At 48.1% G+C, this 14,249-nt stretch carries 13 protein-coding genes; 6 read left to right on the plus strand and 7 right to left on the minus strand.

Annotated features, from left to right (window positions below; genetic code table 11):
* Positions 1 to 7: 7 nt before the first annotated feature.
* The 5 genes from OH459_RS00125 to iolE all read right to left on the minus strand — a co-directional run bounded on the left by OH459_RS00125 (position 8) and on the right by iolE (position 6,190).
* Positions 8 to 877 (minus strand): 5-deoxy-glucuronate isomerase, encoded by an 870-nt coding sequence (locus tag OH459_RS00125; RefSeq protein WP_101905812.1) that lies wholly within the window; start codon positions 875 to 877, stop codon positions 8 to 10.
* Between the two features lie 181 nt (positions 878 to 1,058).
* Positions 1,059 to 2,045, minus strand: a complete 987-nt coding sequence (gene iolC, locus OH459_RS00130) for a 5-dehydro-2-deoxygluconokinase (protein WP_017189702.1) — start codon at positions 2,043 to 2,045, stop codon at positions 1,059 to 1,061.
* 12 nt (positions 2,046 to 2,057) lie between these two features.
* On the minus strand, positions 2,058 to 3,233 hold the full coding sequence (locus OH459_RS00135) for a Gfo/Idh/MocA family protein (protein WP_005437837.1): 1,176 nt from the start codon (positions 3,231 to 3,233) through the stop codon (positions 2,058 to 2,060).
* Positions 3,234 to 3,331: 98 nt separating this feature from the next.
* Positions 3,332 to 5,203: a 3D-(3,5/4)-trihydroxycyclohexane-1,2-dione acylhydrolase (decyclizing) gene (gene iolD, locus OH459_RS00140; RefSeq protein ID WP_005437835.1), complete on the minus strand. Its 1,872-nt coding sequence runs from the start codon at positions 5,201 to 5,203 to the stop codon at positions 3,332 to 3,334.
* A gap of 93 nt (positions 5,204 to 5,296) precedes the next feature.
* Entirely contained in the window at positions 5,297 to 6,190 is an 894-nt protein-coding gene (gene iolE / locus OH459_RS00145; protein ID WP_005437833.1) for a myo-inosose-2 dehydratase, read from the minus strand.
* A gap of 538 nt (positions 6,191 to 6,728) precedes the next feature.
* On the opposite strand from iolE, the gene OH459_RS00150 reads away from it, so the two are divergent.
* Entirely contained in the window at positions 6,729 to 8,171 is a 1,443-nt protein-coding gene (locus OH459_RS00150) for a sugar porter family MFS transporter (protein ID WP_005447390.1), read from the plus strand.
* A 70-nt stretch (positions 8,172 to 8,241) separates the two neighbouring features.
* Positions 8,242 to 9,132: a LysR family transcriptional regulator gene (locus OH459_RS00155; protein WP_017189707.1), complete on the plus strand. Its 891-nt coding sequence runs from the start codon at positions 8,242 to 8,244 to the stop codon at positions 9,130 to 9,132.
* Positions 9,133 to 9,144: 12 nt separating this feature from the next.
* Here OH459_RS00155 and OH459_RS00160 read toward each other — a convergent pair whose 3' ends face one another.
* Both OH459_RS00160 and OH459_RS00165 read right to left on the minus strand, forming a co-directional pair.
* Complete coding sequence (locus OH459_RS00160) at positions 9,145 to 9,894, minus strand: sulfite exporter TauE/SafE family protein (protein ID WP_047514355.1); 750 nt, start codon at positions 9,892 to 9,894, stop codon at positions 9,145 to 9,147.
* A gap of 31 nt (positions 9,895 to 9,925) precedes the next feature.
* On the minus strand, positions 9,926 to 10,813 hold the full coding sequence (locus OH459_RS00165; protein WP_069217722.1) for a TIM barrel protein: 888 nt from the start codon (positions 10,811 to 10,813) through the stop codon (positions 9,926 to 9,928).
* Positions 10,814 to 10,993: 180 nt separating this feature from the next.
* Between OH459_RS00165 and OH459_RS00170 the strand changes: the two genes are divergently transcribed.
* The 4 genes from OH459_RS00170 to OH459_RS00185 all read left to right on the plus strand — a co-directional run bounded on the left by OH459_RS00170 (position 10,994) and on the right by OH459_RS00185 (position 14,221).
* Positions 10,994 to 12,199: an acetyl-CoA C-acetyltransferase gene (locus OH459_RS00170; RefSeq protein WP_188014490.1), complete on the plus strand. Its 1,206-nt coding sequence runs from the start codon at positions 10,994 to 10,996 to the stop codon at positions 12,197 to 12,199.
* A 27-nt stretch (positions 12,200 to 12,226) separates the two neighbouring features.
* Positions 12,227 to 12,880 (plus strand): CoA transferase subunit A, encoded by a 654-nt coding sequence (locus OH459_RS00175; RefSeq protein WP_009701518.1) that lies wholly within the window; start codon positions 12,227 to 12,229, stop codon positions 12,878 to 12,880.
* Positions 12,880 to 13,557 carry a 3-oxoacid CoA-transferase subunit B gene (locus OH459_RS00180; RefSeq protein WP_005447379.1) on the plus strand — a complete coding sequence of 226 codons (678 nt, stop codon included), beginning with the start codon at positions 12,880 to 12,882 and terminating at the stop codon, positions 13,555 to 13,557. Before OH459_RS00175 ends, OH459_RS00180 begins: the two co-directional genes overlap by 1 nt.
* A gap of 169 nt (positions 13,558 to 13,726) precedes the next feature.
* Positions 13,727 to 14,221, plus strand: coding sequence for a hypothetical protein (locus tag OH459_RS00185; RefSeq protein WP_009698044.1), 495 nt, complete (start codon positions 13,727 to 13,729; stop codon positions 14,219 to 14,221).
* Positions 14,222 to 14,249: the final 28 nt, after the last annotated feature.

Below are 14,249 nucleotides of genomic sequence, written 5' to 3' on the forward strand. Positions count from 1 at the left end.
GATTCCCCTACTTAAATTTCGCGATCATGTCTTTGATGCCAGGGATCGTCTCCACTTGGTATTCGTGGTGCGGATCAAAATGCTGAATCAAAGATTTCTCTGTTTTGCCAACGATGATGGTGAAGTAATACATTTCATAACCCGGCGCCGCCACACTTGGGTGATAACCTTTGTCGATGGCGATCACAGAGCCCGTGCGCACATGGTAAACCGGACCAAAGTCGTCTTCGTGCTCGTATAGGAACTGCGCACCAAAGCCGAAATCTGGGTTAAAGCGGAATTGGTACACTTCTTCGTAAAGGGTTTCTTTGCTGCCATCAGGCTTAACACGATCTTCATCGTGCTTGTGTGGTGGAAAGCCAGACCAACCACCTGCACCAACGGTGAACAGCTCACTCACCAATAAGCGACCGCGTTTGTCTGCGTTGGATTGACCCAGTACGTGTTTGATTTTGCGGTGAGTTTTGGTGTCATCCGAACCATATTGCACCATGTCTACGTTCTCTTCGCGGACACAGAAAGGCTCCAGTGACGCTTCAAACTTACCACCTGCAATCATAACGTCAGCTTTGTCGCTCACACATTGAATGGTCGCGCGGTAGCCAAGTGGTACGTAAACCGCTTCTGGGTTGCCGTCCCAAACTGATTTGCGTTTACCAATGTTGTCGAACGTTTCACTTTCACCGTCTTTCGTCACGATGATGCTGCAAGTGCCGCCAGCCAATACGATGACAGACTCATACCCTTCGATGACATGGTCAAAGGTTTCGTTCTGATTCAAGAACACTTGGTTGAAGTAACATAGCGGCGTTACTTCGTCGTTCGCACCAATAATTGGTTCATTCTTGTTATCAAATGGTGGAATGTGTTTTCCCATTTTTCTTTTCTCCTCACAGCTCGTAGTGAAACGAGGCTGCCCTATCCTTCTGAAAGTGGCTTAACAAAAAAGCCGGGCCACGATGGTGTGTACGCGCACTGTTTGGTTACCCTCAAAGTGACATACCGGCCCGGGAGACCAAACGCGCAGCAATGTGGTGCCCGAAAGCACCAAACCGTGCTTAACTTCGCGTCTCAATAAAATCGAATAGTTGTTCCTTAGTTGGCATGGCTTCTGTGCAGCTATGACCGCTGACATTAATCGCCGCTGCTGCCGTGCCGTTGCGTACGCCCTCTTCTAACGAACCACCAGTAACTAGCGTCCAAATTAGACCGCCGGCGAATGAGTCACCAGAGCCAAATGGCTTATTGGCTTCGACTCGGAAAATACCTTGCTCGAACTTATGACCCGTACGGTCATACACTTTCGAACCATGCTCACCGGCTTTCACCACCACGACTTGGGTGTTCTCCGTTAGGAAGCGAGCCGCCGTTTGGTCATCATCGGTGTTGCCCGGAGCAATGACGGTTTCCATCATGTCGAACTCTTCACGGTTACCGATCACGATGTCTGAAAGACCCGCGGCAATGCCGTAGTAAATCGAAGCATCGGTATCTGTGCGCCAAGAGTAAGGGCGGTAATCAACATCCAGCACCACTAAGGTATTGCTGCGGCGCGCGTGCTGCATCGCAATCAAAGTGGCTTCACGGCTTGGGCTTTCCGACAATGCCGTTCCCGTGACAACCAAGACTTTTGAACTAGCGATGTAAGCGGGATCAATCTCTTCTGGCTTGATGGTCAAATCCGATGCGTTGTTACGATAGATAAGCACGGTGCAATCTTTTGGCTTCATCTCTGTGAATGCCACCGAGGTGCGCGAACCAGAGTCGTCGGTTCTCATGCCATCAAGGTTGATACCTTGCTCCGTCATGTAACCTTTAACGTAACCACCGAATGCATCGTCAGCCACGCAGCCAATAAAGCCGACCTTACCGCCTAACTTGGCAATGCCCACCGCAATGTTCGCGGCTGAGCCACCAACGAATTTGTTGAAGCCAGAGATATCTGCCATGTCGGTTTTAGCTTCGCGAGCGTAGAGATCTACGCCCGCACGTCCTAAAACGATGGCATCCAATGGTCGATTTGTTTCAAGTGCAATGTTTGTCATCGTCTGTTCCTATTATTTGTATTCAACCCAAGCGGCGTTCTGGTCTGCCGATTCCACACACTTCTCGCATAAGCGCACGCCTTCGATACCTGCATCGATACCTGGGAACCAAATTTCAGACAGCGCTTGCTGGTCATCACGATCAGCCGCATCGAATGCCAACGCGAAACGGTGGTACAAGTTCGCCCATGATTCGAAGTAACCTTCTGCATGACCACCACCAACACGGTTAGAAGCCACACCCGGTGCATCTTGGTATAGGTAGCCCATGCCACGCTCTAGAATGCGTGGTGCTTCGCCTTGCACTTCAAAACGAAGTTGGTTTGGTTGCTCATCCCACCATTCGATGGACGCTTTCGAACCGACGATGCGGATTTTTTGTTGGTGCATCGAACCTGCATTCACTGCCGACGCCCAAAGCGTACCGACTGCGCCATCTTTGAATTGCATCATGATGTGAGCGTTATCTTCGAGCGGAGCACGTGACTTGATGAAGCTTTGACGCATGCAAGACAAACGGTCGATTTCAAGACCCGTCATCACTTCACACAGGTAGAAAGCGTGCGTACCCACATCACCCAGAACATAAGTTGGACCTGAGACTTCTGGGCTGACGCGCCATTTCAAACCTGGATCGTTTTTCTCGTATTCTTCGTTGTGGAAGCCGTGAGCAAACTGCATGTTCACCACACGAATCTCACCCAGATCACCACGCTTCACCATTTCACGCGCTTGCTGAACCATTGGGAAACCGCTGTAACCGTACATCACGCCAATCACGCGATTGCGCTCTGCTGCGATCTGTTTGAGCTCTTCTGCTTCTTCCGTCGTGAAGGTGATTGGTTTTTCACACACCACGTGCAAGTTGGCTTCCAGTGCTGCTTTACAAATTTCGTAGTGAGTTGAGTTTGGCGTTGCTACCGAAACAGCTTGAATGCCATCTTCGCGTTGCGCTTCCTTCTCAAACATCTCTTTGTAATTTGCGTAGCAACGGTCGCCATCGAGACCTAAGTTCTCACCGAAATCACGACAACGATCCGCGTCCAAATCGAATGCACCAGCGACCAATTTAAACAAACCATCGCGCTGCGCCGCATTACGGTGCGAGTAACCGATCTGACTGCCACGACCACCGCCGACCATTGCCCAACGGATTGGTTGCTCAAAATGACGTTCTTCATTAAACATGTTTGACTCCTTGATAGGCTCTTGCTCAAGAGCCTATAAATCGAATTGTTGAAATCTGTTTTAAAGCTGGATGTTTTGATACATAAATCGGTTTGGGCTTAAACGCCGGCGCGTTGTGCTGCTCTGCCTTCTTCCCATGCAGCCACTTTCTCTGCGGTGTCGTCATTGCGTGTCACTTGAGGAAGTCCCACCTCCCACCAGCAATCACACTTAGACCAAGCCATTGGCGATACTGGGTCGATGTCGACCACAATCACGTATGTACGGTCGGCTTCTTTAGCGCGTTGGAATGCGTCATCAAACTGGTCGATTGAGGTCAGCTTCTCGCTGATTGCGCCTTGCGCTTCGGCATGCTTAGCAAAGTCCACGCGAGCTACCTCGCCATCAGGACGGCGACAGTCTTCCAATAGGTTATTGAACGACTCGTTACCCGTATTGTTTTGCAGCTTGTTGATCACCGCGAAACCACCGTTGTCGCATACCACGACAATCATCTTGTGACCCGTCAGAACTGACGAGTAGATGTCTGAGTTTTGAATCAGGTAAGAGCCATCGCCGACGAGCACAACCACATCGTTATCTGGGTTCGCAACTTTCGCGCCCCAGCCACCTGCGATTTCATAACCCATGCAAGAGAAGCCGAATTCAATGTCGAACTTACCAATTTGGTAGTTCTGCCAGTTCATCGCAAGCTCTGCTGGTAAGCCACCCGCTGCCGTAAGTACCGTGTCGCCCGGCTGCATAGACTTGTTGAGCTTGCCAATCACTTCTGCATAAGAAGACGTACCGTCGAGTAGGTCGCCTGGTTGAGGGTGAGTACGGCGATGCACCACGGCTTTCCATTCATCCGCTTGCGCTTTCGCCGTTGCCGCCCACTCGTCGCTACTACGGAAATCGCCCAGTAGGTTAGACAGCTCAACTAAGCCACGTTTTGCGTCTGCTTTAACTGGAATAGCACGATGTTTAATGGCATCAAAACGTGCGGTATTGATGGTAACTAGCTTCATATCTGGGTTCTTGAACACCGACCAAGAGCCTGTCGTGAAGTCTTGTAAGCGAGTACCCACAGCCAACACCACATCCGCATGCGCTGCCATGTAGTTTGCAGAGTCTGAACCTGTCACGCCGATTGGACCTGCGTTTAGAGGATTGTCTTGCAGCATCGTGGCGCGACCAGCAATGGTCTCAACCACAGGGATGTTGTGTTTTTTCGCAAAGGCAGCCAACTCGTCCGTTGCTAGTGAGTAATGCACGCCACCGCCAGAGATAACCAAAGGTTGTTTCGCGCTAAGCAGCGCCGCTTTTGCATCCTCTAGATCTGCCACTTCTGGCTCTGGACGACGAATGCGGTGTACTTTTTCTTGGAAGAAGACTTCAGGGAAATCGTAAGCTACGCCCTGAATATCTTGTGGTAAGCCGATAAACGCTGGACCACAGGTTTCTGGGTCAAGCATGGTGTCAATAGCCTGAGGCAATGAGTGCATCAATTGCGTTGGCGAGATAATGCGATCCCAGTAACGTGTTAGCGGTTTGAACGCATCGTTACAAGTGATCGAAGGATCGTAGAAATTCTCTGGCTGTTGAAGCACAGGATCTGGCAGACGACTGACGTAAGCGTCTCCAGAAATCAAAAGCACTGGTAAACGGTTTGTGTGCGCGATACCTGCTGCGGTAACCATATTGGTTGCACCCGGACCAATTGAACTGGTCGCGATACCGATGCGACGACGTAAGTTCGCTTTGGCATACGCGATTGCCGCTGTTGCCATCGACTGCTCATTTTGACCACGCCAAGTCGGAATTTTGTCTTCGATATTTTTTAGCTGCTGTCCAAAGCACGTCACGTTACCGTGACCAAAGATGGCGAATGCTGCACCAAATAGCTGTTCTTTTTTACCATCAATTTCAATCATTTGTGCGGCTAGGTACTGAGCTAGCGCTTCTGCAACAGTTAGGCGTACAGTTTTCATTGTCTTCCCCGGTAGTATCAATCATTTTTGTAGCCGCGTTGTCTCCACGGCTTGATACAGGGGAGACGAATCTCCCCTTCCTTACTTGTGCTCTTATAGACCGTATTTCTTCGCGTAGCCTGTGATGTTCTCGTAAGCGGTTTTCGCGTACGTCAATGGGTGCGCTTTCGCTGGGTCTTGCTCTGCTTCAACCAGCAACCAGCCTTGGTAGTTGCGCTCTTTCAGTGCTGCGAATACGTCGTCGTAATCCACGTCACCTGTACCAGGAACAGTAAATACGCCATCAAGCACTGCGTTTAGGAATGATTTGTCTGCATCACGTGCGGCTTTCATCACTTCTAGACGAAGATCTTTAAAGTGCATGTGGCCAATGCGGTGACCCCAACGTTTGATCATGGTCACTGGATTACCACCACCGTAAGTGATGTGACCCGTATCTAGAGTTAGGTAAACCGCTTCGCCGGTGAATTCCATCATGATGTTGATGTCATCTTCGGTTTCACAGATGGTGCCAACGTGATGGTGGAAAGAGAGTTTAATGTCGTGCTCGTTTAGCAGGTATTCAGCAACTTGAGTTAACTTCGCGCAGTAGGTTTTCCACTCGTCCATAGTAAGGATCACGCGTTGAGAAAGTGGCGTGTTGATGTCGCCGTGAACCGTGTTGCTCACTTCACCGAACACCATTGCTTTACAGCCAGCAGCCTTAAGCAATTTGATGTGCTCTTGCATCGCTGCGATTTCTTCTTCCGCAGTCAGCTTCATGAGATTGCCGCTGTACCAGCCAGAAGCGAGCACTAGGCCATGTTTTTCTAGTAGAGGGATTAGAACTTCTGGCTCACGTGGGTACTTAGTACCTAGCTCTGTACCAGTGAAACCAGCTTCTGCCATTTCACTTAGACACGTTTCCAATGGGATATCGCCGCCCAGTTCTGGCATGTCATCATTTGTCCAAGTCAGTGGGCTAATTCCATATTGCACGTTGCTCATTTTTATTCTCCGACAATGTTTCCGTTATTTAATAAATGTCGTGAAGTAAAAGCGTGGTTTTTATAGATGCTTTTCTTTCACCGATTTCGTTTCACTGGAAATTACATTAGCGAAAAAAACTTTAAATGAAAAATATTTTTCACAACATGAAATCGATGTCATCAAATTGTTAAATCATGAAAAAAGCCAATCACAGCAAGCCCTACAAGCAAACTTGCGCCAGATCTCATTTTATTTAAAGCCTTTATTTTCAATAATTTATACTGACATTTAAAAATGAAAAATGTTTTTCATTTTTTGATTTGGGTAACACTTTAGGATAAAAAACGAACAGACACCTAGTCGAATAACAAAAGAGTAAATATGATAAATGCAACCGACAAATGAAAAATAATTTTCATACATCTAATAAACATTAAAAGTCGGCAATATAGATACCCAATACTCGTACCCTACAAAACAGAGTATTGGCCGCTACCCAACTTGATCTTATTCGATGGTTAAAGGAAAGCTTGGGGATCTAATAAAGGAAAAAACAATGGAAGCTACATCCAAGGCCGAAGCTCGAAAGCACAATATCGCCTACATCGTTAGGATTTGTTGTATCGCTGCACTCGGAGGCATCTTATTAGGTTACGACACTGCTGTTATCTCTGGCGCAATTGGTCCAATCCGTGATTACTTCGGATTGTCACCAGCTCAAACTGGCTGGGCCGTATCCAGCGTAGTATTAGGTAGTATCATCGGTGCGGTCAGCGCAGGCTGGGCAGCCCTAAAATACGGTCGACGCAACACCCTCTTCATCGCCGCCATTCTCTTCATCATATCCGCCATTGGCTCTGCACTCGCTCAAACCTTCTCTTTCTATGTGGTTCTACGTATCGTCGGTGGCGTAGCTGTAGGTTTGGCTTGTGTGGTATCACCAATGTATATGTCAGAAGTCGCACCAAAAGACTTCCGAGGTCGTGCGGTGAGCATGTTCCAGCAATCGGCAGTTATCGGTCAAACGGGTGTGTTTTACGTCAACTACCTCATCGCAAAAGGCATGTCAGAGGCTTGGTTAGTGGATATGGGCTGGCGCTGGATGCTTGGCTCTGAAGTGATTCCTGCCGCGCTTTTCGCAATGTTGTTGTTCCTCATCCCAGAATCACCACGTTGGCTGGTTTTGAAAGGCAAAGTAGACGATGCCAAAGAGACGTTATCTCGTATCTCAAACCCGAAACACGCAGATCGTTTGATAAAAGAGATCCAAGAGTCATTGAAAGAAACCGTCGGTGCGAAGAAGAACAAAGTCAGCCTGCGTTCGCCATTATTGTTCGCCATCTTAGTGATTGGTACGTTCGTTGCGGCGGCTCAACAGTTAACGGGCATCAACGTGATCATGTACTACACACCTGAGATCTTAAAACCGATCACTGGCTCAACAGAAAACGCGCTGTTCCAAACTACCTTTGTCGGCATCGTCTTTATCGGTGGTAACGCACTTGGTATGTACCTGATTGATAAAGTAGGTCGTCTACCGTTAATGAAATACGGCACCTTTGGTTGTGCATTTGGTATGTTCGTGGTCGGCTATGTGCTATACCAACAAACCGAAGGCTACGCAGCACTGTTCGCATTGTGTTTGTACGTAGTGTCTTACGCGACATCATGGGGTTGTGCATGTTGGACCATGATTTCAGAAATATTCCCGAACAGCATTCGCTCTCGTGCTATGGCCATCGCCGTCGGCGCACAATGGTTTACAGGCTTCATCGTGACGCAATCTTTCCCAATGCTAAACGAAAACCCTTACTTAAAAGAGCAATTCAATGGCGCATTTAGCTTCTGGTTATTCGGCGTCTTGTCACTCATCTGTATGGTCATCGTTGTTAAGTATGTGCCTGAAACGAAAGGCGTCAGCTTAGAGAAAATGGAAGAAGCGATGGCGAAAAAACTGGGTAAAAAAGTATCTGGAAGTGCGACTGAAGCACGTGCATAAGATAACTTAATGTTTTACAAAGGGAACAGGTGATCGCACTTGTTCCCTTTTTGCTTTGGAGGCAAAACTCATGCTCGATAAAATGGCGTTCTTTGTCTATGTGATCCGCTCTGGGTCTATCTCCTCCGCAGCACGAAAATTCAACATTTCGGTCTCCGCAGGAAGCCGTTGGCTGCAAGAACTGGAGCAACACTTCGGTACGACCTTATGTCGCCGATCGAATCGGTTATTGGAAGCCACTCAAGCGGGGCAAACCTTATACGAAGAGTTTTCTCCTTTGGTCGATAGCGCAGAGCGCATCAGTCGCAAGTTAGAAGACTTCCAAGACAGTGAAAAAGGTCACATCAACATCGCGTGCACGCCCGTCTATGCCAATCACTATCTGATGGATAAAATCGCCGAGTATTCCAAACTCAACCCAAAGGTGACCTTCAACATCAACGTCACTCCTTGGGCATTGGATCACGCCAGTACTTGTGACCTAATGATCAGTGCCAATGCCAGCTTCCAAGGCTACCGTGAAAAAGATTTATTATTGGTGAAACGCGAGCTGATGCAGTGCCCGTTTATCGTCGTGGCTTCGCCGCAATACCTAGAAAAATATGGCTTGCCCACGCACCCAGAAGCACTACGAGACCACGCTTGCTTAATTGCAACCACACTGACGGGCAGCAATGATTGGATCTTCCGCCAAGGTGTGGAAAACATGGTACTCAAAGTGCCAAAAACAATCGAGGTGAACGACAGCGACCTATTACTAAGTGGCTCCTTAAAAGGAGCTGGTGTCGCCTACTTGCCGCAGTTCGTCACCGAAAAAGCAGTCGAGAAAGGCGAGTTGGTACCACTATTGGAAGAGTATGAGACCAGTATTTGGAGTTTGAATCTGTATTACCATTCACCCAAAACTGCATCTCCAGTGGCAATAAAGTTCAAAGAGTTCTTATTGGAAAAGCCTTGTTAAGTCGGATTGGAGTTAAAACAATAAAGTGCTCACGCCATCGAAAGTCAGCTTGGCGCCTGAAAGAAACAAGAACAAGTAACAGAGCTGATAAATTTTTTCCTGACTGACGCGATGCAAAAGATACACACCCATCTTAACGCCAACAGGCGCGAGTGGAATCAACACCAACGCAGTCATTAAGTTGGTCGAATCAAACTCGCCAAGCCAAATGTAAGGTACGAGTTTCGCTACATTCACTATGCCGAACAACAGTGCCATGGTCGCTATTAAGTTGATTTTATGCAGTTTCAACGGCAGTAAATAGATACTCGCTGGACCGCCACCAGCATGAATTGCGGTACTGGAAAAACCGCTCAGTATACTCCAAATCCAAGCGCCTAACTTCCCTGATTGAGATGGAGTTTCACCACTTAGCCAATACTGAAAACAGAACAGCAAAGACAGCACGCCAACGGTGATCTTCAACCCTGACTCTGGGGTGATACTCAAAAATAACCCCGCTAATACCACGCCAAGCAAAGCCCCCGGCAACATAGTTTTGAGTACTCGAGCATCGGCATTTCGATAATGATGACGCACCGCAAATGCGTCCATCACCAATAGAATCGGTAATAAAATCGCCGCCGCTTGTGTTGGCGGTATCACCAGCGCCATCATAGGAACAGCCAAAATGCCCAGCGCTCCACCGAGCCCACCTTTACCAATGCCATAAATTAGCACCGCAGGAATCGCCAAAAGATAGAACCAAGGATCGCTGAGCATCATTACTGCCTTTTCATCATCTAGTTTCGAATCACGCCACAATCTGAGCGAGATAATCGCGACTGCGTTTTAAATCACGCGAAACCTGACTCACGTCTGCGGTGCCGTGCTCATGCTCGACCACGATCCAACCTTGATAGTCGACCGCTTTAAGTGCACTCATCACTTGTTGCAGCTTGATATCGCCATCCCCTAAGGGAGTGATCAATCCTTTACTATAGGCGTCAACCCACTCCAACTTATCACGGATAGCTAGTCTCAATTTGTCCGTCGAGATATCTTTAACATGAATATGCTCGATGCGTGATCCGTACTGACGAATGATCCCTAGCGGGTCCATCCCATCTAAAAACACATGCCCGATATCGATGCATAATCCCAGTTTGGTCCCGGGAATCTGACTCATGACAAAATCGATCTCATCTTTATAACTGATGTAGCCGCCAATGCCCGGATGAAGCAAACTGCGCAAACCATATTGGCTTGCCACACGAATAATTCGCTCAAGGTTAACAATCATGGTCCGTTTATTTTCCATATTCAGACGCGGTGCAGTGACGCTTTGTCCGATATAGCCATAACGTTCCGTATGAATGCCTTCCATGATCAGTAAATTCTTTACGCCCAGCGAATCTAAACGCTGACAGACGGTGTCGACTTCTTCCAAAATGGCAGACATGTTTGCAGAGTCGCAAAATGGCACTTGTACCTTGCCAGCGCACACCTGCAGTCCACGTACACGAAACGCACTTTTCACCAGTTCAGGATCTTCAGGGAAGAAACCATCCGGTCCCAATTCAATACCACGAAAGCCACTGTCACTTGCATCCATTAACACCTTTCCCCAGCTTGGATTGGTCGCATGAGATGCCTCTTCCACTCCCCAGCAACATGGGGCGCAAGCAATACGATCAAGCATGTGTTTTTCTCCTAAGTTGATTTCTTTTCACCTTAAGATTGGTAGGGGTAAAAGTTCGTGATTTACGCCTCGTTTGTACTTTGCATTTTCGCAAAGCGGCTTTGAATTCCTGGCTATATCGCGACCACATCGCACTCCCTACACTGGTTATGACAGAACGATTACGGAGTAAACAGCGGTATGGAACGAATCTTTATTGTGGCGGCAAAGCGCACCCCAATTGGCAGCTTTAATGGCTCATTAGCGTCATTGTCTAGTGTTGAACTGGGCGCTCATGCCATCAAGGCAGCCTTGGAGCAAGTGGACATTGCCCCAGAACAAATCGATGAAGTGATTGTTGGCAACGTACTTACTGGAGGCGTAGGCATGGGACCGGGTCGCCAAGCCGCAATGAAGGCAGGCATTCCAGAGTCCGTTCCGGCTTACACACTCAATATGATTTGTGGCAGTGGTATGAAAGTCATCATGGACGGTGCAAGCCATATCCGAGCAGGCGACGTAGAGCTAGTGCTTACTTGTGGTATGGAGAGTATGTCCAACGCACCATACATCTCTTCCGGTCAGATTCGTCGCGGTTATCGCATGGGTCATCAACTCCAAGAAGACAGCATCATCAAAGATGGTTTGACAGATGCCTTCCACAATTACCACATGGGTGTTACGGCAGAAAACATCGCCAAGCAATTCCAAATCAGCCGAGAAGACCAAGATGCCTTTGCCTTACAAAGCCAACGTAAAGCGATCAGCGCGATAGAAAATGGTCATTTTGAAGCAGAAATTGCGCCAATTACAATAGTGGAGCGCAAGCGCCAATTCGAAGTAAAGAACGATGAATATCCGAAAGCCGACAGCACCTTTGAAGGTCTACAAGCACTGCGTCCTGCATTCGATAAAGAAGGCAGTGTTACCGCAGGCAATGCATCCGGTATTAATGATGGTGCATCCGCAATTTTGCTCGCTTCAGAAAGTGCCGTAAAACGCCATAACCTCAAGCCAATAGCTGAACTCATCGAATACGGACAAGGGGCTATCGCCCCAGAGGTGATGGGCTTAGGTCCAGTGTCCGCGATTGCCAATACCTTAGCCAAAGCCGAAATGGCGATTGAAGATATCGACGTTTTTGAGCTTAACGAAGCCTTTGCTGCGCAAGCACTTGGCGTGGTTCGTTCCCTTACCGAGCAACACAATATCGATGAAGCGTGGCTGCTAGAACGCAGTAACTTAAGTGGCGGAGCCATTGCACTTGGTCACCCAATCGGCGCATCAGGTAACCGCATTGTAACCACCTTGGTTTATCAACTGCAGCGCACTCGCCGTGATTACGGTTTGGCATCACTGTGCATCGGCGGTGGCATGGGCACGGCGTTAATTTTGAAACGTTGTTAGAAGGAGCCTCTCATGAACACGAAAAACATGAAAAAAGCAGCCACTACAGAGCAAATTGAAAGCCTATTGCACGACGGCATGACCATCATGATTGGCGGCTTTATGGCAACAGGCGCACCAGAACGTTTAATTGACTTGTTGATCAAAAAAGACATCAAAAACATTACCTTAATCAGCACAGACACAGGCTCACCGGGTCGAGGTTCTAGTCGACTTATCGCGGAAAAACGCGTGAAGAAACTGTATGCCTCGCACATCGGCACTAACCCCGAAACGGGCAAACAAATGAATGAAGGCACACTTGAAGTGGAGCTTGTTCCTCAAGGTACATTGGCAGAGCGCATTCGCAGTGCTGGCGCAGGTTTGGGTGGCGTACTAACACCAACAGGACTTGGCACCATCGTCGCAGAGAACAAACGTGTGATTGAAATTGACGGCAAACAATATCTCTTGGAAATGCCACTGAAGGCCGATTTAGCACTGATTCGTGGATCTAAAGTTGACCGTCGTGGCAACGTTTTCTATAGCAAAACCACTCAGAACTTTAACCCTTTAATGGCAACTGCGGCGGAAACCGTGGTGGTGGAACCAGAGCAGATTGTGGAATTGGGCGATATTGAGCCTGAAGCCGTGCATACCCCAAGTTTGTACGTCGATTACATCTTAGTGGAGGACAACTAATGACTGCACAATTAGATAAAGAAGTCGTTCGCCGCCGCATTGCATGGCGCGTTGCTCAAGAGATGAGAGATGGCGACATCGTTAACCTAGGAATCGGTCTACCAACGTTGGTTGCCAATGAAGTAGACAAAGACGTCGAGCTATTACTGCAAGCGGAAAATGGCTTAATTGGCATTGATAAGCTGGCATCTGAGGCAGAAATCGACCCTGATCTGGTCAATGCCGGCGGACAAAACATCACCGCTATAGCAGGCTCTTGCTACTTTAATAGCGCGGACTCTTTTGCCATCATTCGCGGTGGTCACGTGGATTCAACCGTGCTCGGAGCACTGCAAGTGGATGAACGTGGCAATCTTGCCAACTGGATCATTCCGGGCAAAATGGTGCCTGGAATGGGCGGCGCAATGGATCTTGTGGTCGGCGCAAAGAAAGTTATTGTCGCCATGGAACACACGGTGAAAGGCAATCCAAAACTGCTTAAGCATTGCACTTTACCGCTGACCGCTGTGGGTCAGGTAGATTTGATTGTCACTGAAATGGGCGTGTTCAAAATCACCGATAAAGGCATGATGTTAACCGAACTCGCACCGGAGTTTTCCGTTGAAGAGGTACAAGCGGCGACGGAAGCCCAACTGATTGTATCACCTAGCCTTATTCCCATGCCGACACCAAACTAATCCAAAAATCAAGAGGAGCACTATGCTCCTCTTTTCATACTTTGATCGTACTTCAAGTTTCTGTCAGGTTTTTCTGAAACACGCTATTTGCCCTTAAATTTTCGAAAATCGATGCGTAGAATCCCGCTCAGTTACGCATATGGTTGAGTTGTACATAGGGTAAAAACCAATGAGATTGTTGTCTGGATTCTCAGCAAAAGAGTGGCTGTTGACCGCCGTGGTACTCGGAGGGTTAACCATAGCCACAGTCCATTATTCTAACCAACGTACTTCTGCTGCCCGCAGTGCTGCAATCCAAGTTCTGTTCGCTGACATGCAGTATTACGTCTCGCTCCTACACAACAATGCAAAAGCGTTTAAGCAGGACCGAGGCGCAAACCAGTGCGTCCTGACAGCTCTTGGCTATCAAGATTTCTACAACGGTTATCCAGAGACTCAGAGTGAGTGTGGTGAGCAAGTTGGATTTTTCGACAATCTGACCATCACTGATGAGATGAAACAAGCAGACTTGGTCTTTATCGAAAACAATCGTTATTCAATTGTCGGTTACGGCAGTGACGAATCACCAGAGGCACTGATGGCAAATCAGTGTTACGCCTACTATCGAATGGACAGCAAAGGCGTTGATGGACACAGCTTTAGAATTGACACCACTGGCTGTTAATGAAGATCAAAAAAGGGAGTACTGTGCT

It is taken from the genome of Vibrio sp. MM46, assembly GCF_027587135.1.
Classification (GTDB): domain Bacteria; phylum Pseudomonadota; class Gammaproteobacteria; order Enterobacterales; family Vibrionaceae; genus Vibrio; species Vibrio harveyi.